This is a genomic window from Sphingorhabdus sp. (assembly GCF_044239005.1).
Lineage (GTDB): Bacteria > Pseudomonadota > Alphaproteobacteria > Sphingomonadales > Sphingomonadaceae > Sphingorhabdus_B.
Map to the genome: position 1 here is coordinate 1 of NZ_JBIICH010000025.1, position 20289 is coordinate 20289.

Below are 20289 nucleotides of genomic sequence, written 5' to 3' on the forward strand. Positions count from 1 at the left end.
TTGCTTGCGCCGGGGAAGGTTTTCGTCATTCCCTTCATTACGAAGCTATATTGGGCTGCCATGGGCTTTAATTCCTGTGTTGCATTACTTTTGATTTGGCCGCTTCCCTAGCTATCTGCGCGTTTCGCCGCAAGGTGGGATTGCAAATCCCGACGATGCGGTTAAGCCTGCCAAGCATGAAGAAAAACATCCTCTTGCTCGCCGCAGCCTCCACGCTGTTCCTTTCGCCATCACTTGCACTGGGCGCGCCTGTGTCACCGGACAGTGCTGCAGTCGCATCGATCCGCGACAAAGCGTTGCAGAGTGACAGTCTCGCCTATGACATTGTCGAAGGGCTCACGACCGAAATCGGCCCACGGCAGGGCGGGACCGAAGCCGAAGCGCGCGCGCGGACTTGGTCGGTCAGCAAACTAAAGGCACTTGGATTTGATAATGTCCGTATCGAAGAATATCAGATGCCCACATGGGTGCGCGGCGAAGAAACCGCATCCATCGTCGCGCCCTTTCCGCAGAAACTGGCCATTGCCGCATTGGGCAACAGCGGCAGCACCGGTGAAGCCGGGCTGGAAGCTGAAATCGTGTATTTCCCGACGATTGATCATTTGCGCGCAGCCCCCGATGGCAGCTTGAAAGGCAAGATTGCCTTTGTCAGCCACAATATGAAAGCCACGCAGGATGGCAGCAGCTACGGCGCATTTGGCCCTGCCCGCTTTGTCGGCCCGAACATCGCCGCCAAAAAAGGCGCTGCGGCTATCGTCATCCGTTCAATCGGAACCGATTATCATCGCAACCCACACACCGGGAACACCAACTTTGACCCCGGCGTCACGCCCATTCCGGCAGGCGCATTGTCGATACCGGACGCGGAAAATCTGGAACGTATGATCGCGCGCGGCAAGCCGGTGCGGTTAAAACTAAAGCTGACCCCAAAAAATGTCGGGATGCAGACATCAGGCAATGTTTTGGCCGAGGTTAAGGGTTCAAACCCCGATCTTCCCATGATTGTCATCGCCTGCCATCTCGATAGCTGGGACCTTGGGACCGGCGCCATTGATGACGCCGCAGGTTGCGGCATCATCGGGGCAGCGGCCAAGCATCTGAAATCCATGGGCCAACCCAAGCGCACCGTGCGCCTGTTGTGGGCTGGCGCTGAAGAAGTCGGCATTTGGGGCGGCCGGGATTATGGCGAAAAGCATGCCACTGAGCCACATGCCCTCGCCATGGAATCGGATTTCGGCGCTGGCAAAGTCTGGGCCGTCGATTTCCGCTTGCCTGAAAGCGCGTCGGCGCTTCGCGGCCAGATTGTCTCCGCATTGGCCCCATTGGGCGTGGTTCCGCGCAAGGAACTGGCCGGCGGCGGCGCGGATGTGGGCGCGATCATCGCGGCGCAGAAATTGGGCATCATTGACCTGCAGCAAGATGGCACGAAATATTTCGACCTGCACCACACGCCCGACGACACGCTCGACAAGATCGACAAAGCCGAATTGCGCCAAAACGTGGCGGCATGGGTTGCAACATTGGCGCTCGTTGCGAATTATGACGGCGAACTGAAGCCAGAGGCGGCGCGTTGAAACACGCCTTTGTCTTGGCGCTCATGCTCATGGTTGCGGGCTGTGGTGACACGGCCCCCACCGAAGCGGGCAAGCCTGACGACGCGGACACACCAGAGGCCGTGCAGAAAAAGGAACTGGCCGCGCAAAAGCTGAGCATTGAACAAGCCGCCGAAGAAGCCACGAAGCTGATTGAGGCGGATGCAAAGGCGGAAATTGATGCGGCCAATGCAAGCGGCGCCGTGGCGCAGTAAGCTTCCGCCGGACCGGTCACCGACGACTGTCAAATATCCACCAAAATGTCTCTGCGGCCATATGATGTGCGGTCACCGCACATGCCGTACGCGGTTACGACACTGCTATCCGTGATCAAATTGGAATTCTGAAGAAATGGTCGGGGAGACAGGATTCGAACCTGCGACCCTCTGGTCCCAAACCAGATGCGCTACCAGGCTGCGCTACTCCCCGACATGGGATCACTGGTATAACAATGTCCGCGCGGCTGGCTGCCTGCCAGACTTCACAAAAGTGAAACTGGTGGGCCCGGAGGGACTCGAACCCCCGACCTAGCCGTTATGAGCGGCCAGCTCTAACCAACTGAGCTACAGGCCCTGACCGGCTCGCCAACTGCCTGCGGGCCGATAGCCGAACTTTGGGCGCGCTTGCAAGCCTTTATCTTATCAAAAAGATATAAATCGGCTGGCCTTGACGATTTCCGCCACCGTTGGTGGTCGAACGCCGCTATTCCGCAAGCGACCAAATATGCCCCACTGCCCCGCCATGTCATTATCGTTCTTCGTCCATTAATCCGGTTCGCCCGTCGCTGACGGCTGGAAGGGACACGATCAGGGCTTGATTGTAAAAACGTAAATCCCCGCCAACATTTCGGGCAAGGCTGCGCACGAGGCGTAACGAAAAGCCTAGCCCAAGCAATGGCGCGTCATGAGATTCATCGAGCGGACCGGAACCGAAAAGCTCGCTCTCGTCCATGTCGGCAAGCTTTTTCGGCAAGCTAAGCACGAAACGGTTAACCGCGTTTAACCCAGGCTCCGTCCGGAAACGACCATCGAGGATTTCCCCAGCCTCGCAGCCGATGATGACGGCAGACAACAGCCGCGAAAAAAGACGTTCCGCCAGATGGTTATCCAACGCAAATGGCCGGACCGGATGCGCATGGACCAAGTTCAGGGTAACGTGCAAAGCGTCGCTCAGCTCGCGAAGCCGATCTGTCAACCGAAGCGACAGCCAGTCGCAATCGGTCGAACCGACCTGCGTAACATAGGTTCCCGTCTCAATTTTTGCAGCGGTTGAAAGATCATCAAAGCCCGACAGCAGGCGCTGGGCATCGTGCAGGATGTTACCGGCTATTGTGCGATACTCTTCGGTCACGGGCCCAAAGAGTTGCTGTTCGATAATTTCGGAAAAGCCGATAATGGCGCCCAATGGCGTGCGCAGTTCGTGCAACAATTGCTCGATATTTTCCGCGTCATGCATGTCGCCTTCCGGAATGTGCGCGACTTCCGCGAGATTGGGGCGACGCAATATCCCGCGATAGCCTTTGAAGCGGCCGCTTGCAGGTTCAAAAAACGGTGCAGCGTTAATCCGCCAGTCCCCCGCAATCGCGGGCGCGCCGCACAGGCGCAGGCGCGCATTTTCAAGCGGCATTTTTTGCCGAAAGGCAGCGGCGCCATAGGCATCAGGTCCGGGCCCCGCGTCAAATGCGGGCTCCGCAATATCAACGCCAACAACCGCCCCTGCGGGTGCGCCTTCAACCGAGCTGATGGTGCCATATTCGTCGGTTTCGAAGCGTATTTCGTCAATCGGTTCGGCCGACAAAACGACATGTTCGATAGACGCCCCGGCCGGGATTTCAGCCGGGTCGTGCTGTTCCCGCTCAACCCGCAATATTTCGATGCGGTCAACAATGTCCCGGATTTGCAAAACTTTTGGTGCACGCACGGCCGTCTCAGCCGCGCTTTTGTTGAGGGCCAGCGCGAAGTCTGCAGAATAGCATGACCGAAGCGCATGCATGGTCATGGGACCAATGTCCCTGCGGTTGCGCAAGAACCCGTGCGCACGGGTGGACATATGGGGGACGATGTCCGCCCATTCGGTATCACTCAGCCGCGCGCCACTGACCGCCGCTGCGGCAACCGCCGGAATATCACCCGACAGCAGCAAGAGCAAAGGCGCAGAGCGCAGTCGCCCGGACAAGGCGCGTACGCATTGTTCGCGGACAGTAGCGGGAACCATGTCCATAAACTGCCGCACCTTTTGCAAGCCCGAGGCGACAGCAGCCGGGTCAAAGCCCGAAGGGTTTTGCGCTAATATATAGACCAGTTGCTGCCATTTGGTAGGCAAGCCAATGCCGTCATCGTCCGCCTGACGCAAAGTGGTTTCAAGGCGATCGTCAAAGCGCAAATTCGCACATCCTAATGCTACGTAATCCGTGGTGTGGGCGCGGAATAAACCGATATCAGGACGTGCGAAAGCGACAAAATTGGAGCGTCACACTTTGGGACAATTGCAATATAATATAATTATATTATAAAGCGGGGGCATAATCGAAATGGAAATAACAAGATCATGGCTAATATGAACCTCGATGCGATAGATATGAAGCTTTTGGCGGAATTGCAGGCTGACGGTCGCATCACCAATGTGGAACTTGCAACCAAGGTTGGGTTGACTGCCCCGCCATGCTTGCGGCGTATGCGCGCGTTGGAACAGTCAGGGACGATTAAGTCCTACCACGCAGATGTCGACGCAAGTGCCTTGGGCTACACAATCACCGTATTTGCCATGGTCAGCTTAAAAAGTCAGGCAGAAGAAGATCTGAAGGCGTTTGAGCAGCATGTTCGGGCACTCCCCGATGTACGCGAATGCCACATGCTGAATGGCGAAATTGATTTCATCCTCAAAATCGTTGCGCGCGATCTGCAGTCATTTCAGGAATTTCTGACATCGCAACTGACGTCTGCACCAAATGTCAGCAGCGTAAAAACGTCGCTGACCATTCGTACCGCAAAAGACGAACCGGGCGTACCCATCCCGATGGCATAAAAAAAGGGCCCGATTGCTCAGGCCCTTTTCAATCAATTATCACAAAGCTTATATCGCTGGTGTTCCCGCAGGCGCAGCCGCTGGTGCAGGCTTTTCCAGATGGTTGATATAGATCACCCAATATTCGGCAATTGCCTTGCGGTTTGCACCATTGATCTGCGCAAAATCGGCTTTCGCGCCAGCATAATCGCCGAGCATGGCTTTCGACATGGCAAGGCGGAAGCGGGTGCGGTCGGTCTGGTTTCCGCCATCCTTATCCAGAACGGGACCTTTGCTTAACGCGGTCTCGTACAGATCCTTGGCTGTCTTATAATCCTTATGTGAGAAGAATGAGTCGCCTGTCAGGGTCGCCAGCATCGCTCTGGGGCTCGCTTTTGCCGGTGCGATCGTTCCCGCCAATGTGCGGGTATCTTCCGCCAAGCGGCCCTTAGCTTCGTTGTAACGCTCACTGAAGGTCACGTTGTTGCGTGAGATGATGCCCTTTGCAAAGCCTTCGTCCAATACAGACACAGCCTCTGCAGGATAACGCACGCCGATATAGCTTAAGCTATCGAGATATTCGGCATATTCTTGTTGAAAGCGCAATCCATTGGTCGCGCGCATCAAGCGCATGAGGTCAAGCGACTCTTCAGGGTTCGTGTTGAGCGAACGGTTGAAGAACGCAAGGGCATCATGCCAGAAATCGGGGTTATTTTCGGCGATCACCAAATCCTTGTAGAAATTGGCAGCACCGGCATAATCTTTCGCTTTCGCCGAAAGGTTGGCGGCACGAACGACATAGGCTTTGTTAACCGCTCCGGCTGCCTTGCTCGCTGCAATCGCCTTGCCGATCCAAACGATAGCGTCAGCATCCTTATTCTGCTGCGACATGGCGTTGGAGATCAGAAATTCGATGTTGTTGGCGCGGTAACCCAAGTTGTACGCATCCATCATATTCTTTTCAGCGTCGGCAAATCTTTTGCCGTCATAAGCAATCGCGCCCTTGCGGAACGTATATGCCTGCTTCATTTCAACAGGCGTCGTTGCGGATGCGAGCAACAGATCGATACCCTGATCCTGCAATGCGCTGTCTTTCGACGCCACGCCGATGTTCACGGCCAATATGCCCGCTTCATAACGGTCGTCATCATTGGCAATGGCCGCAAGAATCTTCGGAAATTCGGCCTTCGCTGCGACCGGATCCTTGGTTTTGTTCAAAAGATTGGCGACAGGCATGTACGCCGCGATGAACGGCTTGGAATAATTTCTCTTGGGAGCCGCAGGCGTGGCTTCCTTCCCCTTTTTTTCCTTTTTTGGCTTTTCATTAGACTGCGCAAAAGCAGGCGCTGCGGTTATAGCGACCAATGAAAGTGCAAGGGCAAATTTTGAAACCAGCTTCATTTAACTCTCCGGGACTAGTGATGTATTGCCATGGGCTTTGGTTAATGTCGTGTATAGGACCTTGCCATCTTCAGTGCAATTGACATAGCGCAGTCGCATGAATTCCCGTTGAACGAACCAGAGGAAAATTCAAGTGCCAGAACGCACAGCAGTGATAATTGGCGCACGTGGGGGCATTGGTGCGGCACTTGCCGATGCTTTGGACGCGGGCGATCAATATGACCGCGTCATCCGGCTGCATCGGACAAGCGCGCCGGCCATCGACATATTGGATGAGGCAAGCATAGCCGCCGCAGCACGCGATTTGGCGGGCACAGCGCCGCAATTGGTCATCGTGGCCACAGGGTTACTGCATACAGCCGCCAAAGGGCCGGAAAAAAGCCTGCGCGAGCTTGATCCTGAATGGATGATGGAGAATTACCGCATCAATGCGGTTGGCCCCGCTTTGGTGGCGAAATATTTTCTGCCGATCATGGCAAAGCAAGGCCCGATCTGTTTCGCGGCGCTTTCCGCCCGCGTGGGCAGCATCTCGGACAATCGCCTTGGCGGATGGCATAGCTATCGCGCGTCGAAAGCCGCGCTCAATATGTTCATCCGTAACATTGCGATCGAATGGCAGCGCAAAAATACGCAATCTATTGTGGTCGCCCTGCACCCCGGCACTGTCGAGACGCCGCTGAGCGCGCCATTTAAGGGCAATCCGGCGCATGAACGCTTCGTCCCTGCCCGCGCGGCTGCGGATATGCTTGGCGTGCTTTCAGGGCTAAAGCCCGAGCAAAGCGGTCAGATTTTCGCTTATGATGGCAGCGTTGTCGCCCCCTAACCCACACCACTGCGTGAATCTGTGGATAAGCTGTAGACAACACCCCTATTTGGGCAGTCGCTTGTGGTCATATGACCGACTTGGGTCTATGGCTTAGTTACCCAAAAAATATAAGGATTTTCGCGCTGTGAGCGACGACATAGTTACAATGGAACCATCGGACATTTCGCCCGTCGACATCGTCGATGAAATGAAGTCGAGCTACCTCGATTATGCGATGTCGGTCATTGTATCCCGGGCCCTGCCGGACGTACGTGACGGCCTTAAACCCGTTCACCGCCGCATTTTGTTCGCAAGCCAGGAAGGCGGCTTTGTCGCTGGCCGACCCTATCGCAAATCGGCAAAGATTGTCGGCGACGTCATGGGCAACTATCACCCGCATGGCGACAGCGCGATTTACGATGCCCTTGCCCGTATGACGCAAGATTGGTCGATGCGCGTGCCATTGATCGATGGTCAGGGTAACTTTGGTTCGATGGATCCTGATCCGCCAGCATCGATGCGGTACACCGAAGCACGGTTGAACAAGGTCGCGAACGCGCTGTTGGATGATCTCGACAAAGACACCGTCGATTTCCAACCCAATTATGACGGCAGCCGCGAAGAACCGCAGGTTTTGCCTGCACGTTTCCCCAATCTGTTGGTCAACGGCGCTGGCGGTATTGCCGTCGGCATGGCGACCAACATCCCGCCACATAATCTGGGCGAAGTTATCAAGGCCTGCTTGGCCTATATCGATAATCCGGCCATCTCTATTGATGAGCTGATCGAGATCGTCCCTGCCCCTGATTTCCCCACCGGGCCATTGATCCTTGGCACCGGCGGCGCACGTGCGGCCTATCGCGAAGGCAAGGGCTCCATCATGCAGCGCGCCCGCCACGAGATTGAGGAAGGAAAAGGCGACCGTCGCTCTATCGTCCTGACCAGCATTCCCTTTCAGGTCGGCAAATCCGCTTTGGTCGAAAAAATCGCCGAAGCCGCGAAGGACAAGCGTATTGAGGGCGTTTCCGACATTCGCGATGAATCCAGCCGCAAGGGCGTGCGCATCGTCATTGATCTGAAGCGTGATGCGACCCCAGATGTCGTGCTCAACCAATTGTGGCGCCACACACAGGCGCAATCGAGCTTCCCCGCCAATATGCTCGCCATTCGCGGCGGACGGCCGGAAGTCCTCAACCTGCGCGATATCATCGAGGCATTCATCCGCTTCCGCGAAGAGGTTATCACCCGCAGGACCAAGTTCGAACTGAACAAAGCGCGCGAACGGGCGCATTTGTTGCTTGGCCTTGTTGTTGCCGTCACCAATTTGGACGAAGTCGTCCGCATCATTCGCGGATCGGCCAGCCCGGCCGAGGCGCGCGCTGCGCTGATCGCGCGCAAATGGCCAATTGCGGAAATCGCGTCGTACATCAAATTGGTGGAAGCCGTTGAAACCGAAGTTTCGGGCGACAGCTACCAATTGTCAGAGCTTCAGGTTCGCGCCATTCTCGAACTGCGCCTGCACCGTCTGACGGCGCTTGGCCGCGATGAAATTGGCAAGGAACTTCAGGGGCTTGCCGAGAGTATTGCAGAATATCTCGCAATTTTGGGCGACCGCGTAAAGCTGTACGCTGTTCTGCGCGAAGAACTGGTCGCCATTGACGCCGAATTTTCGACGCCACGCTTGTGCGAAATCACCGCAAGTTGGGACGGTCTTGATGACGAAGACCTTATGGAGCGTGAGGAAATGGTCGTCACCGTCACCCATGGCGGCTACATCAAACGGACCGCACTGGCCGCTTTCCGCGCCCAGAACCGTGGCGGCAAGGGCCGCGCGGGTATGGCGACGAAGGACGAAGACGCCGTCACCGAACTGTTCGTCACCAGCACGCACACACCCGTATTGTTCTTCTCAAACATTGGTAAGGTCTATCGCCTAAAGGTTTGGAAGCTGCCCGAAGGCGGTCCATCGACGCGCGGTCGGCCCATGGTCAACCTGCTGCCATTGGGCGAAGGCGAAGTCATTTCCAACGTTTTGACGCTGCCTGAGGACGAAGCCGAATGGGGCGGCCTCAGCGTCGTCTTTGCCACGGCCAAGGGCTATGCCCGCCGCAACAGCATGGACGCATTTGCCAATGTCCCAAGCAACGGCAAAATCGCCATGAAGTTTGAAGGCGAAGATGCCGACGACAAGCTGATCGGCGTGGAATTGTTAAGCGCCGAAGACGACGTCTTGCTGGCCAGCCGCAATGGTAAGGCGATCCGCTTTGCCGCCGACGACATCCGCGAATTCCAAAGCCGCGCTTCAACGGGCGTTCGCGCCATGAAGCTGGCTAAGGGGGACGAGGTTATCTCGCTATCCATCCTTCAGCGCGTGGGCACCACGCCTGAAGAGCGCGAAGAATATCTGCGCTTTGCGCCATGGAAGCCCGAGAAGGAAGGCGAACCCACAATGTCCGCGGAACGCATCGCGGAGATGGCGGAGCGTGAACAGTTCATCCTGACCGTATGCGCCAATGGCTATGGCAAATTGTCGTCCGCTTATGGATATCGCCGCACGGGCCGTGGTGGTCAGGGTATCACCAATATCGACAATATCGAACGCAACGGCCCCGTTGTGGCCAGCTTCCCCGCAACCAAGGGTGATCAGTTGATGCTCGTCACCGACCAGGCAAAGCTGATCCGCATGCCACTGGACAGCTTACGCGTCCTTGGCCGCGGCACCGCAGGCGTGCGTTTGTTCAACGTTGGCGACAATGAACATGTCGTCGGCGCAGCGAAGATTGACGAGAGTGATGATGAGGCAGACGGCGCAATCGAAGACACGAACGACGTAGCATCCGCAGTAATCGAAGTATCCGAAGGAAACGAACCCGTATGAGCACAGCGCATGTGATTGCCGCAGTCCTTGCAGCCACCACGCAAAGCGAACCTGCTGCTCCCGCCGCTGCGCCGAATGATTATGCGCTCGAACAGAATTGGTTATGCCGCCCAGGCCGTCGCGACGCGTGCAGCACACCTAGCCTTGACGTAACCGAGGTTGCGCCAGATGGAACCCTCACGGTCCGCACGGTAACGCGGGCCAAAGCACCTGAAGCCGATTGCTTCTATGTGTACCCGACCTTGTCATATGATCCGGGCGGAAATAGCGACATGATCGCCAATGACGAAGAGCGCCGTGTCGTTGAGGCGCAGTTTGCGCGTTTTGGCACTGTGTGCCAAACCTTCGCGCCGATCTATCGCCAATCGACCTTAAGCTGGTTGCGTTCCAACATGATCGGCAACCCCATCCCTATGGACCCCGAGCTGCGCTATAATGACGTGCGCGATGCGTGGCGGCGTTACATGGCGGCCGATAACAAGGGGCGGCCATTTGTTCTTGTTGGACATTCGCAAGGATCGGGATTGCTCAAGCGCCTGATTGCTGAGGAAATCGAAGGAAAACCAGCTGCGACGCAGATGTTGTCGGCTATGCTTGCGGGCACCAATGTCGCCGTGCCCAAGGGTAAAGACCAGGGCGCCGATTTGAAACAGACGCCTGTGTGCCGGAAAGCAGGGCAGACCAATTGCGTCATTGCCTGGACAAGTTTTCGTGAAACCTCGCCGCCACCTGCGAACGGCCGTTATGGCCGTGCAGCCGACCCCGCACAGGAAACCATTTGCGCCAACGCCGCTGCGCTTGGCGGCGGCATGGCCACAGTGAACGCACGTTTTCCCTCTGGAGCAGGGATTGGCGACTTGGTGACAGATAGCCCGCGCTGGACCAAAGACAATGCCCCTATTACCACGCCGACCGTGGCGGTTCCCGGACTATACGCAGCGCAGTGCGTGACGGTAAACGGTGCAAATGTCTTGTCAGTTCGCATCAACGCAGACCCTGCCGACCCCCGTATTGACGATGTCGGCGGTGATGTTCGCTTTGGCGCATTTGTCGCGCAGGACTGGGGACTTCACCTGATCGACGTGTCGCTGGTTATGCAGGATATGGTGGATCTGGTACCCGTGCAGCTGGCGGCATGGAAAGCGCGCGACCGTTAAGAACAGTTTTGTAACGACGGTTGCAATGTAGGATTTGATTTGAGATCTTGCACGCAACCAACTGACTTGGCCGCTCTTTCTCAATGTCGATATTTTGTGAATATGCCAAAGCGCAATGTCATCGTTAAAGCGACAAACGAGACAATCAAAACATCGTCGCTGGGCGCTTTTGTCGCTTTAGAACGCCGCGCGAACGGGCGTCAGCTTAATCGCGCTCTTCACCTTCCGGATAATGCCCGCGTTTGACCAAGGTTTGCGCCACGCCGACGGCAATCATCAACACGCCGAAATAGTACAGATACCAGATCGCGATGCCCGATACCTTGGAATTTGCGAGAGGGCCAAGCTCCGCGAATATCAACAAGTCCGAAATGACAAACAAAACCGCGCCGAACCCGACACGGTAACGGGGGAAATTGCTGCTCCAAGCCATCGCCGCCATCGCGGCCAAAATGACGCTATAGGCCGCAACCTGAACCGCTTCGTCGGTGGTCGGCGGAAGGCCATAAGCAATCACCGGCGTCAGCAGGAAAATCGCGATTGCGAGCAGTTTCTGGCTGAACGTCGGCGCCACACGCCTGTGCCGGAAATACAGCCAGATGGCGACCAGATGACCGGCGGCAAAGGCCAATGCGCCTGCAACCATGCTGAATTCAATCAAACCGTCGCCCAGCGCATAAAAGGCCAAAATGATCGCCAAGGGCACAAATTCCCCCACATGATGGCGGTGCAACGCAAAGGGCACCAGCAAACCGACGGCCGCCATTTTCCAGACGAGGGCGATCAGTCCGCCCTCAAGCGGCAGAAATAGCCATGTTGCCGGAAAGCTTATCCCGGCGATCAGGCTGGCCAACAGATATGGGCGTTTATGTGCGAGATCCTGACCCAAATTGTTTCCCCAACTTATTTGCATCGTCATGCTGAACTCGTTTCAGCATCCATCGTGCCACGCAAACCGGAGGGCAGAGTGGATAAATGGACCCTGAAACACGTTCAGGGTGACGATAATTCGACTTTCAAATGCTTGGCTAAGCAAGAGACCCCGTCAGCACAAGCGGAATGTAATTGATCATGCTATCCGCGGTCAGCCCCGGCCCCGCACGCACGCCAATGTCGCCATGCAACCACGCGCCCATGCAGGCGGCGTCAAAGGCTGCAACGCCTTGCGCCATCAATCCGCAGATCAGGCCGGTCAGGACATCGCCAGACCCCGCAGTTGCCAGCCATGGCGATGCATGGCGGTTGACGGCAACACGCCCGTCGGGCGCGGCGATGTGGGTTTGTGGTCCCTTCAGCAGGACCACCGCCCCCGACCGCTCCGCCGCACACAAAGCTGCCGCCGCGCGATCCGCCAGATCGATATCGGGAAACAGCCGGGCAAATTCGCCGGCATGTGGGGTCATGACGTCATTCGCACACAGATGCTCGAAAAGCCGCGCAGGATCGCCCGCAAATGCGGTGATGGCGTCCGCATCCAGCACCATCGGGATCTCGCGCTTCAGCAGCGCACAGACAATATCCGCGATGCCCGACCCTGCCCCCGGCCCAATGGCGAGCGCCGTCACACGCTGGTCGATACAGGCCAACGCATCGTTCGCCTCACGCAACATGATCGCGGTCACATGTGCGGCCTGCTCCACAAGCGCCGCGCGATCGCCGATGATCGTCACCAACCCTGCCCCGACGGCCAAAGCCGCCTGCGCCGCCAACCGCGATGCGCCCGTTCGAAGCGGCGGCCCGCTCCATACGATCGCATGGCCCCGGCTATATTTATGCGCGTCGGACGGCGGCGGGACCAGCTTTGGCCGGGTGATCGTGCCGTCTTTGGTAAAGTTAAGCGTAAATCCCATAGTCCATCTTGCCGCTTTTACCTGTGCAGCGCCAAAGATTTTTGATAGCCGCCCCACATGACCAAATCATATGACGTTCAAATTATCGGTGGCGGCCTGGCGGGATGCGAGGCGGCTTGGCAATTGGCGCAGCGCGGAATGCGGGTGAAGCTTTCGGAAATGCGCGGTTCCGGCGACATGACGCCAGCGCACCAGACCGATGGGCTTGCCGAACTGGTATGCTCAAACAGCTTTCGTTCGGATGATGCGGAAAACAACGCCGTTGGCCTGCTGCATCAGGAAATGCGCGATTTGGGGTCGCTGATCATGCAAGCGGCTGAAGTCGCGAAGGTTCCGGCCGGATCGGCGCTGGCGGTTGACCGTGATGTTTTCTCAGAAACCGTTACCAAGCATCTGGAAAATAATCTCAATATTGAAATCGTGCGCGAACGTGTGGATATCATTCCGGCCGACCGCCCTGTCATCATCGCCACGGGTCCGCTGACCGCGACCAACCTTGCCGAAAGCATCATGGCGAAAACCGGTGAGGATCGCCTTGCCTTTTTCGACGCAATTGCGCCGATTGTGTACCATGACAGCATCGATATGGACATCGCATGGTATGCCTCTCGCTGGGACAAGGGCGAAGGTAAGGATTATATCAACTGCCCGATGGATGAAGCGCAATATCGCGCCTTTCATCAGGGATTGCTCGATTCCGAAAAGTCAGAGTTCAAGGAATGGGAAACCAACACCCCTTATTTCGAAGGATGCATGCCGATTGAGGTCATGGCGTCACGCGGGCTCGATACGCTCCGTTTTGGCCCGATGAAGCCCGTGGGCTTGGATAATCCGCGCACCGGACGCTGGGCCCATGCCGTAGTGCAGCTGCGCCAGGACAATAAGCAAGGCACTTTGTGGAACATGGTAGGGTTCCAAACCAAGATGAAACATGGCGCGCAAGTCGAACTGCTGCGCACCATCCCCGGTCTGGAAAAGGCCGAATTTGCGCGGCTTGGCGGCTTGCACCGCAATACCTTCATTCGCTCGCCGATCCTCTTGGACCGTCAGCTGCGCCTAAAATCATCGCCGCATATCCGTTTTGCCGGACAGATCACGGGCTGCGAAGGCTATGTCGAAAGCAGCGCGGTTGGGCTGATGGCCGGGATTATGACCGCGGCGGAGATTTCGGGGCGGACCGTTACAGCGCCGCCGCCCACCACCGCGCTTGGTGCACTGCTTGGGCACATTACGGGGGATGCGCTGGCCGATGACTATCAACCCATGAACATCAATTTCGGGCTCTTCGCGCCGCTGGATGAAAAAGTGCACAAAAAATCGCGCAAGGCCGCGATGACGGGCCGTGCGCGGACGGACTTAAACAGTTGGATCAGCGCGCAAAAGGTTGCGGCTTAACAGCGGCATCCCGGCTTTTCGGGCTGTTTGGGCCGCGTCTGCGCAAATTCCTTGCGGGTGAGCAACTGGTCCTTGTTCCTGTCCGCGCCGGCAAAGCGTTCTCCGGTGGCCGCCGCCCATTCTTCGAAAGTGAGCAAATTATTGCCATCGCGGTCCAACGCCTTGAACGCCTTCGTTCGGCTTCCCATCATTTCAATGCGGGAAATCAACTCGTCCCTGTTGCGGTCATATCGGTTGAAACGCATTTCCTCACGACTTGCCTTTGGCGCCTCGGGCGGCGCTGGGCCAAATGCAGGCGCATTTGCTCCCGCTTGGGGTAAGGCATCCGAAATCGCCTCAGGCGGCGGCGCGGCGGGGATGAGGTTCGGCTGGTTCGCCTGTGTCTGCCAGAACCAAAGCCCTGACACGACGAGCAACAATGCCGCAACACCGCCAACCAATATCCGCTGCATGACCTTCCCCTCATGATGACATCACGGCGATAGGGCCACAAAGCTACCACCCCGTCAAGGCATGGCCGATAAGCCGCAATCCCGTCACCTTTCGAACCGACATGGCCAAAATGGACAAGGGACGAAGTTTGCGGCCTTTAGGCAACGCCGGAAGTGGCTGATTATTGGGCACGCTCAATTTTGACGGGAATTCCACACGCAACGCATCAAGAGCCCATCGATGTGACAAAGCACTGACATCATATGACTCGCCTATCCAAACTGCATAGGATCCAAAGATCGCACGCCCACGCAAAGCGGCATGTGTTTCAACATCCTGTGCGGACCACTCCCCCTCGCCCAGCAGCAACTCCCATGCCGAAACCAAGTCCTGCAATGCTGACAATTTTATGGACTCACCACACGCGCCGATCGCTTGCAGCAAAGGTTCACCCTTTGGTCGCAGCGCGGGTTCCGTAGCAAAAGCGTCACGCCACCATGCCAATTTGATTTGCGCAATCATCGGCTCCCGCGCTTTCCGCACGATGTCGGCAAAGCGGCCATCCAATTGCAGCAACAGAGTGAAAGCAGGCCGAAATGCAAAGGGCGTGTAAGCGACCGCGAGGTTGGCCGGAGGCGGTAGCTGCGATGCTGTGCCATTCATGTCGCCATTCGCTTCACGTCAATAAATTTTCTATGGTTAACGGTTGGGTAACCCTGCTCCTTCAAAGAACACTTACTACGACGCGCGTAGAGGGTGTCGAGAATCCATTGTGGAAACCAGGGGACGCCAACTGTGAAGAATGTCGAGGCCAACAAGGTGTCTGGCGTGATGTCGCGCCTGCTAAAGAATGAAGAAGGCAATATCATTGCTCTTTTCGCTGCGGCGGTAATCCCTGTCGTTGGTCTTGTGGGCGGCGGTTTTGACATGAGCCGCATCTATCTAACTCAAACGCGGTTGCAAGGTGCTTGTGATGCCGGCGCGCTCATCGGCCGCAAAACGATGGGACTTGGCACATGGGCCGACAATAAAAATGCTGCTAATACGCAGGCGGAAAAGCTGTTCGACCACAACTTCCCGAGCGGTGCTTATGGAACGACCGATCGTGTCCGCAGCTTCGCCGAATCCAACGGAAACGTAACCGGGACCGCATCTGTCACCGTTCCCATGACGTTGATGCAAGTACTTGGCCAAAAATCGCAAGTTGTTGCAGTCAATTGCCAGGCAGAACTGCGTGTCCCCAACACTGACGTTATGTTCGTGTTGGATACAACAGGGTCGATGGACCAGTCGATACAAAATTCAGGGTCATCTGAACGAAAAATTGATGGTCTACGCAAGGCAGTGAAATGTTTTTACGAAGCACTGGCGAAGCAGAACATCACGGACGTCACGCCGTCAGACTGCGGAGAAAAAGCTGATCCCACTCCATCCAACGTCGGCAATGTACAATTGCGATTTGGTTTTGTGCCTTATGCCGTCAACGTAAATGTAGGACGGTTATTGCCGCTCGATTACATGGCGGACCGATGGACCTACCAGTCGCGGGAAGCGTCGTTCACCACAGGCAGCAACGCGATTCCTATATACCAAGGCGAAGGCTCACCCAACCCGGGGGGTTCAGTAACAACAACTATTGCAGACACCCCTTGGGAAGATACCGGGCAAAATATTGGGCAGTACCCTTCGGTTCTTTTGACAAAAGAGAGCGAATGCCCGCCGCCAGGGGGGGCACCTAAAACGGAACTTATCTCGACAGACGGGCCGCGCCAACTTGTCTCGCAGACGCCAACCACACCCGTTTATGGTACTCATAACTCTATAACACGAACCTACCAGCAGGTAAGTTCCACAGCCCAGCGATCCTACCGGTATACGTATAGTGCCCTCTTGTTCGGCAGGGGCATATGCAGGTTGCAATCTCGTGATACGGGGCAACAAAATGTCACCACCACAACGACAACCACCGAGGCTATCAACTGGACACGAAATACCAATTTTGCGGGTTGGGCCTACAAACCGGTTACATTCAACGTAAGCGGCTTGAAAGATAACGGAACAAATTCTTGGCGTTCATCGTTGCAACTGCCAATCGGCACGGACGGCGCCAACACCACGGTCAACTGGAGTGGATGCATCGAGGAGCGGCAAACCTTCCGAGGGCCCGACAGCGATCCTTCCAACGATTGGGATCCGATTCCGTCAACCGCGCTGGACATGGACATTGATCTGGTGCCGACGAAATCAGACATTGCAACTCAATGGGGGCCTATGCTGCCAAGCGTCATATGGCAGCGCTATCTGGTCAACACGGACGGGTCGGGAAACAAAAGCCGTTCGTCCACGCGGACGACTTCAAATATATCGGTGGGAAAAGACGACGGGGTCTCAATGCCAACGGTTGGTGAGAGCTGCCCGACCGCTGCAAAGAAATTTCAAACGTGGACGCCTTCTGATTTTCGCACTTATGTGAACAGCCTGACAACCGATGGCTATACATATCACGATATCGGATTGCTCTGGGGCGCGCGCATTATGTCGCCAACAGGCATTTTTGCCGCATTAAATGCGCCACAGAACATGACAATTGAGCGTCATATGGTGTTTATGACCGATGGTGAGACCAACGTCGTCCACGACGACTATTCGGCTTATGGTGTGCATTGGTATGACCGCCGACAGACGCCGACTGGAACGGCACCGACCAACAGCCAGCTGGTCGCTATGACGGACGCCCGAACAGCAGCGCTTTGCACGGCTATCAAAAACAGAAATATCAATCTGTGGGTCGTATCATACGGAGACGTTGGTGGGCCAACCAACGACAGGTTGAGAGCGTGTGCAACACCGGGCAAATTCGTTCAAGCGACCAGTGTTGCGTCGCTGATCAGTAACTTCAAAGAAATTGCTGCTAAAATTTCAGCACTGCGCCTGACGCAATAAAGACGGGGTGTCTGATGATCGCAAAATTCATATCCAATGAAGATGGCGCGTCCATCCTGGAATTCGCCCTGATTGCGCCAATTGTCATGATGATGGTCCTAGGTAGCATGGATATCGGGCACTCTCTTTTCGTCCGTTCGACCTTAGACGGCGCCGTGCAGGATGCGGCACGAAGTTCGTCTTTAGAAGGTGCGACGTCCTTAACACAGCAAGATCTTATCGATGAACGGGTAGCATCGACAATCCGCGACCTCGCACCAGGTGCTACCGTCAAAGTAAGCCGACGTTATTACAAGACCTTTTCAACGGCCGCACTGGCACGCGCTGAAGAGGTTATTGAACAATCACCTGGCAATATGAAATGCGATCGTGGTGAAAGCTTTATGGATGCAAACGGAAACGGCGTTTGGGACGCCGACGGCGGATCCGATGGGCAAGGTGGCGCAAGGGATATCGTTATCATCACATTTAAGGTCAGCTACCCCCGCCTTTTCCCAATGGCGGCATTGCTTGGTTGGTCGGCCAATGTCGAAATGCAATCAGAATCTATTCTCGCAAACCAGCCTTATGGTGACCAGACAGGCTTTGGCAAACCTGTCCAAGTCAACTGCCCATCGGTGTAATATATGGAACACACATTTCGCAAAACATTCCAAAAGCTAAAGCGTAACGAAAGTGGTCTGGCGATGGTCGAGCTTGCGGTGTCGCTACCCTTCTTCCTCGGCCTGGTCGTAGGCGGCGTCGAAACTGCAAACTATGCCTCTGTCATCATGCAGATCAACCAAATCACCCTGCACACCGCCGATGCTGCCGCGCGCATTGGGACAACAACTCCATCCGCCAACAAAACCATTTCCGAAGTGCAAATCAACGACGTTTTTGAAGGATCTTTGCGCGAGGGCAAACGCATCAACCTTGGTGGAAATCACGACTACACCGATCCATCATCCGGCGCGAAGTCTACACGCGGGAACGCCCGTATCATTTTATCAAGTGTGGAAGAGGTAGCCACATTCACCGCCTCTGCACCGCGATACCGCATCCGGTGGCAACGCTGCGCGGGCTCAGCCACCTTTTATAAATCAAACTACGGTACCGCATCGACAGCGACAAGCATCACTGGAATTGGCCCGGTTGGACGGCAAGCATCCCCTCCTCCTGGAGGTGTGTTAATGTTCGTTGAGCTGCAATATTATTTCAAACCAACGATCATAAAAGGTTTTTCGAACCTAACCGATAGAACGATCAGCCAAGTCGCATCCATGGTGGTGCGCGAGAACCGCGACACCGTTGGCCCCACTGGAAGCGTCGGGATATACAATAATGAGAAGGTCACCGTCTCCACCTGTTAAGGCGGGGGCGGCGAACATGTTCTAAAGCCCTAGCGTTTTGCGCACTCCAGCAACAATCTTGTCGGCATTGATGAGCGTCGCCTTCTCCAGATTAGCTGCATAGGGCATCGGAACGTCTTCATTGGTGATGCGTAAGACGGGTGCGTCGAGATCATCGAAGCCCTGCTCCATGCACACCGCAAGGATTTCGCTGCCAACCGAACACACCGGCCAACCTTCTTCGGCCACGACCAGACGATTGGTTTTTGCAAGGCTCGCCAGCACGGTTTGCGTATCCAGCGGACGAATGGTGCGCAGGTCGATGACCTCGGCGCTGATGCCTTCGGCGGCTAACGTGTCAGCTGCCTCCAATGACAGCCCCACGCCAATCGAATAGCTCACGATAGTAACGTCCGTGCCTTCACGCACGATGCGTGCCTTGCCAATCGGCAGCACATGGTCGTCCCCTGCGGGAACTTCAAACGTGCGACCATAGAGCAGTTCGTTTTCGAGGAACACGACAGGGTCCTCGCACCGGATTGCTGCCTTCAACAAGCCTTTGGCGTCTGCGGCATCATAGGGCGCGATCACAATCAGGCCGGGCACGCTGGCATACCATGGCGCGTAATTCTGGCTGTGCTGCGCACCAACGCGCGCAGCGGCCCCGTTTGGACCACGGAACACGATGGGGCAGCGCATCTGGCCGCCCGACATGTAATTGGTCTTTGCGGCCGAGTTGATGATGTGATCAATCGCCTGCATCGCAAAGTTAAATGTCATGAATTCGATGACGGGGCGAAGCCCGCCCATCGCGGCGCCAGTGCCGATACCTGCAAAGCCATATTCTGTAATCGGCGTATCGATAACGCGGCGCGCGCCGAATTCGTCAAGCAAGCCCTGCGTGACTTTGTAAGCGCCTTGATATTCGGCAACTTCCTCACCCATGACAAACACCCGGTCATCGCGGCGCATTTCTTCCGCCATTGCGTCGCGCAAAGCTTCACGCAAGGTAACAGACTGCATCGCAGCGCCATCGATTGCGGCAGGCGCAGTCTTCGGAGCAACGGGAGCGACCGCAACCACGACCTCAGGAGCAGGCGTCGGTGCGACCGCGGGCGCGGGGGTGGTTTTTGATGGAGCCGCAGCCTCGTCATCGCTAGAGATAAGCGCAATCACGGTGCCGACCTTCACACCATCGGTGCCCTCGGGCACGGAAATGGATGTAATCACGCCCTCATCAACGGCTTCAAACTCCATCGTCGCCTTATCGGTTTCGATCTCGGCAAGGATATCACCAGACTTGACGCTATCGCCTTCCTTGACCAACCATCTGGCAAGGGTGCCTTCTTCCATTGTTGGCGAAAGCGCGGGCATTTTCAGTTCGATTGCCATCAATATTGCTCCACCAACACGTCAGTATATAGTTCGGACAAATCCGGTTCAGGCGATGCTTCCGCAAAATCAGCAGATTCATTCACGATTTTCCGGATTTCCTTCTCAAT

17 protein-coding genes, 2 tRNA genes and 1 pseudogene are annotated in these 20289 nt (G+C 56.1%); 10 read left to right on the forward strand and 10 right to left on the reverse strand.

The window, feature by feature from the left end:
* Positions 1–176: 176 nt before the first annotated feature.
* Complete coding sequence (locus ACILQA_RS03480; protein WP_395628433.1) at positions 177–1574, forward strand: M28 family peptidase; 1398 nt, start codon at positions 177–179, stop codon at positions 1572–1574.
* Entirely contained in the window at positions 1571–1807 is a 237-nt protein-coding gene (locus tag ACILQA_RS03485; RefSeq protein ID WP_395628434.1) for a hypothetical protein, read from the forward strand. Before ACILQA_RS03480 ends, ACILQA_RS03485 begins: the two co-directional genes overlap by 4 nt.
* A 137-nt stretch (positions 1808–1944) precedes the next feature.
* Here the strand turns inward: ACILQA_RS03485 and ACILQA_RS03490 are convergent.
* The 3 genes from ACILQA_RS03490 to ACILQA_RS03500 all read right to left on the reverse strand — a co-directional run bounded on the left by ACILQA_RS03490 (position 1945) and on the right by ACILQA_RS03500 (position 3974).
* A tRNA-Pro gene (locus ACILQA_RS03490) sits at positions 1945–2021 on the reverse strand.
* 67 nt (positions 2022–2088) lie between these two features.
* Positions 2089–2165: transfer RNA gene (locus ACILQA_RS03495), tRNA-Ile, on the reverse strand.
* 174 nt (positions 2166–2339) lie between these two features.
* Entirely contained in the window at positions 2340–3974 is a 1635-nt protein-coding gene (locus ACILQA_RS03500) for a histidine kinase dimerization/phospho-acceptor domain-containing protein (RefSeq protein WP_395628435.1), read from the reverse strand.
* Between the two features lie 165 nt (positions 3975–4139).
* Between ACILQA_RS03500 and ACILQA_RS03505 the strand changes: the two genes are divergently transcribed.
* Positions 4140–4616: an Lrp/AsnC family transcriptional regulator gene (locus tag ACILQA_RS03505; RefSeq protein WP_395628436.1), complete on the forward strand. Its 477-nt coding sequence runs from the start codon at positions 4140–4142 to the stop codon at positions 4614–4616.
* A 48-nt stretch (positions 4617–4664) separates the two neighbouring features.
* On the opposite strand, the gene ACILQA_RS03510 is transcribed toward ACILQA_RS03505, so the two are convergent.
* The gene (locus tag ACILQA_RS03510) at positions 4665–5831 is read right to left on the reverse strand and encodes a tol-pal system YbgF family protein (protein ID WP_395628437.1); all 1167 of its coding nucleotides are present in this window, start codon (positions 5829–5831) and stop codon (positions 4665–4667) included.
* 292 nt (positions 5832–6123) lie between these two features.
* On the opposite strand from ACILQA_RS03510, the gene ACILQA_RS03515 reads away from it, so the two are divergent.
* From ACILQA_RS03515 to ACILQA_RS03525, 3 genes are all read left to right on the forward strand, one after another.
* Positions 6124–6819, forward strand: coding sequence for an SDR family oxidoreductase (locus ACILQA_RS03515; protein WP_395628448.1), 696 nt, complete (start codon positions 6124–6126; stop codon positions 6817–6819).
* Between the two features lie 148 nt (positions 6820–6967).
* On the forward strand, positions 6968–9679 hold the full coding sequence (gene gyrA / locus ACILQA_RS03520; protein WP_395628449.1) for a DNA gyrase subunit A: 2712 nt from the start codon (positions 6968–6970) through the stop codon (positions 9677–9679).
* Positions 9676–10836, forward strand: coding sequence for a DUF3089 domain-containing protein (locus ACILQA_RS03525; RefSeq protein ID WP_395628438.1), 1161 nt, complete (start codon positions 9676–9678; stop codon positions 10834–10836). The genes gyrA and ACILQA_RS03525 overlap by 4 nt, the downstream gene beginning before the upstream one ends.
* Before the next feature lie 205 nt (positions 10837–11041).
* Here ACILQA_RS03525 and ACILQA_RS03530 read toward each other — a convergent pair whose 3' ends face one another.
* Together ACILQA_RS03530 and ACILQA_RS03535 are read right to left on the reverse strand one after the other, a co-directional pair.
* Entirely contained in the window at positions 11042–11755 is a 714-nt protein-coding gene (locus tag ACILQA_RS03530) for a lysoplasmalogenase (protein ID WP_395628439.1), read from the reverse strand.
* A 109-nt stretch (positions 11756–11864) separates the two neighbouring features.
* Positions 11865–12686 carry an NAD(P)H-hydrate dehydratase gene (locus ACILQA_RS03535; RefSeq protein ID WP_395628440.1) on the reverse strand — a complete coding sequence of 274 codons (822 nt, stop codon included), beginning with the start codon at positions 12684–12686 and terminating at the stop codon, positions 11865–11867.
* Positions 12687–12743: 57 nt separating this feature from the next.
* Between ACILQA_RS03535 and trmFO the strand changes: the two genes are divergently transcribed.
* Positions 12744–14081, forward strand: coding sequence for a methylenetetrahydrofolate--tRNA-(uracil(54)-C(5))-methyltransferase (FADH(2)-oxidizing) TrmFO (trmFO, locus tag ACILQA_RS03540; protein ID WP_395628441.1), 1338 nt, complete (start codon positions 12744–12746; stop codon positions 14079–14081).
* Here the strand turns inward: trmFO and ACILQA_RS03545 are convergent.
* Positions 14078–14533, reverse strand: a complete 456-nt coding sequence (locus ACILQA_RS03545) for a hypothetical protein (protein ID WP_395628442.1) — start codon at positions 14531–14533, stop codon at positions 14078–14080. The two genes, trmFO and ACILQA_RS03545, sit on opposite strands and share 4 nt — an antisense overlap.
* A gap of 43 nt (positions 14534–14576) precedes the next feature.
* On the reverse strand, positions 14577–15176 hold the full coding sequence (locus ACILQA_RS03550) for a hypothetical protein (RefSeq protein ID WP_395628443.1): 600 nt from the start codon (positions 15174–15176) through the stop codon (positions 14577–14579).
* Between the two features lie 132 nt (positions 15177–15308).
* Between ACILQA_RS03550 and ACILQA_RS03555 the strand changes: the two genes are divergently transcribed.
* The 3 genes from ACILQA_RS03555 (at position 15309) to ACILQA_RS03565 (ending at position 18808) form a co-directional block, all read left to right on the forward strand.
* Positions 15309–17456: a Tad domain-containing protein gene (locus ACILQA_RS03555; protein ID WP_395628444.1), complete on the forward strand. Its 2148-nt coding sequence runs from the start codon at positions 15309–15311 to the stop codon at positions 17454–17456.
* Positions 17457–17470: 14 nt separating this feature from the next.
* Positions 17471–18079, forward strand: coding sequence for a TadE/TadG family type IV pilus assembly protein (locus ACILQA_RS03560; RefSeq protein WP_395628445.1), 609 nt, complete (start codon positions 17471–17473; stop codon positions 18077–18079).
* A 63-nt stretch (positions 18080–18142) separates the two neighbouring features.
* Positions 18143–18808 (forward strand): TadE/TadG family type IV pilus assembly protein, encoded by a 666-nt coding sequence (locus ACILQA_RS03565; protein WP_395628446.1) that lies wholly within the window; start codon positions 18143–18145, stop codon positions 18806–18808.
* 21 nt (positions 18809–18829) lie between these two features.
* On the opposite strand, the gene ACILQA_RS03570 is transcribed toward ACILQA_RS03565, so the two are convergent.
* Together ACILQA_RS03570 and ACILQA_RS03575 are read right to left on the reverse strand one after the other, a co-directional pair.
* The gene (locus ACILQA_RS03570; RefSeq protein ID WP_395628447.1) at positions 18830–20179 is read right to left on the reverse strand and encodes a pyruvate dehydrogenase complex E1 component subunit beta; all 1350 of its coding nucleotides are present in this window, start codon (positions 20177–20179) and stop codon (positions 18830–18832) included.
* Positions 20179–20289 (reverse strand): annotated as a pseudogene (locus ACILQA_RS03575) (pyruvate dehydrogenase (acetyl-transferring) E1 component subunit alpha); the annotation flags it as partial. The gene ACILQA_RS03570 and the pseudogene ACILQA_RS03575, both read right to left, overlap by 1 nt.

Bases quoted from the DNA above. Each gene is read 5' to 3' on its own strand.
- ACILQA_RS03510 (WP_395628437.1), bottom strand. From the start codon at position 5,831: ATGCCTGTCGCCAATCTTTTGAACAAAACCAAGGATCCGGTCGCAGCG.
- ACILQA_RS03560 (WP_395628445.1), top strand. From the start codon at position 17,471: ATGATCGCAAAATTCATATCCAATGAAGATGGCGCGTCCATCCTGGAA.
- ACILQA_RS03525 (WP_395628438.1), top strand. From the start codon at position 9,676: ATGAGCACAGCGCATGTGATTGCCGCAGTCCTTGCAGCCACCACGCAA.
- ACILQA_RS03505 (WP_395628436.1), top strand. From the start codon at position 4,140: ATGGCTAATATGAACCTCGATGCGATAGATATGAAGCTTTTGGCGGAA.
- ACILQA_RS03480 (WP_395628433.1), top strand. From the start codon at position 177: ATGAAGAAAAACATCCTCTTGCTCGCCGCAGCCTCCACGCTGTTCCTT.
- ACILQA_RS03570 (WP_395628447.1), bottom strand. From the start codon at position 20,179: ATGGCAATCGAACTGAAAATGCCCGCGCTTTCGCCAACAATGGAAGAA.
- ACILQA_RS03545 (WP_395628442.1), bottom strand. From the start codon at position 14,533: ATGCAGCGGATATTGGTTGGCGGTGTTGCGGCATTGTTGCTCGTCGTG.
- ACILQA_RS03535 (WP_395628440.1), bottom strand. From the start codon at position 12,686: ATGGGATTTACGCTTAACTTTACCAAAGACGGCACGATCACCCGGCCA.
- gyrA (WP_395628449.1), top strand. From the start codon at position 6,968: ATGGAACCATCGGACATTTCGCCCGTCGACATCGTCGATGAAATGAAG.
- ACILQA_RS03550 (WP_395628443.1), bottom strand. From the start codon at position 15,176: ATGAATGGCACAGCATCGCAGCTACCGCCTCCGGCCAACCTCGCGGTC.
- ACILQA_RS03530 (WP_395628439.1), bottom strand. From the start codon at position 11,755: ATGACGATGCAAATAAGTTGGGGAAACAATTTGGGTCAGGATCTCGCA.
- trmFO (WP_395628441.1), top strand. From the start codon at position 12,744: ATGACCAAATCATATGACGTTCAAATTATCGGTGGCGGCCTGGCGGGA.
- ACILQA_RS03565 (WP_395628446.1), top strand. From the start codon at position 18,143: ATGGTCGAGCTTGCGGTGTCGCTACCCTTCTTCCTCGGCCTGGTCGTA.